Origin of the sequence: Mesorhizobium sp. M8A.F.Ca.ET.161.01.1.1, from assembly GCF_004792105.1 — a bacterium.
GTDB lineage: Bacteria > Pseudomonadota > Alphaproteobacteria > Rhizobiales > Rhizobiaceae > Mesorhizobium.
This window is the reverse complement of record NZ_SRTD01000115.1, coordinates 1-405: the sequence shown is the minus strand read 5'-3', so window position 1 is coordinate 405 and position 405 is coordinate 1. Positions and strand designations below refer to the sequence as shown.

1 pseudogene is annotated in these 405 nt (G+C 60.0%); it reads right to left on the bottom strand.

What is annotated here, in order from left to right:
* Window positions 1-51: 51 nt before the first annotated feature.
* Window positions 52-405 (bottom strand): annotated as a pseudogene (locus EN804_RS34910) (VWA domain-containing protein); the annotation flags it as partial.

Here is a 405-nt window from a genome sequence, read left to right as displayed (position 1 = left end):
AGGCCGCCGGCTTCGTAAGAAGCGGCGGCCTTTTCCTTTTTGGACCGGGCTCTACTTGGTCAGCGCCAGGGTTTCGATGTTACGGGCGATGGTCTGGAAGGCCGCATCCAGTTCGGTGCCGTCGGCAGCCTGGTAGAAGTGCTTGACCGAACCGGTATCGGCGCTGGCGCAACTCTGCAGCGTCGTGACGGCATTCGCCTCATCGAGTTTGAAGCCGATCGTGAAGATTTCTATGCCCTTGCCGCGCATGGCCGCGCAGAGTTTCGTCGCGGCCGTGCGTGTCGGCTCCTTGCCGGCATCGTTATAAACCTGATTGACGGTGGTGGCGTCGAAATACGACAGGTTGAACTCGCCGTCCGTCATCAGGATCGCGTATTTGCCGACTTTCTTCGGGTCCGTCTTGGC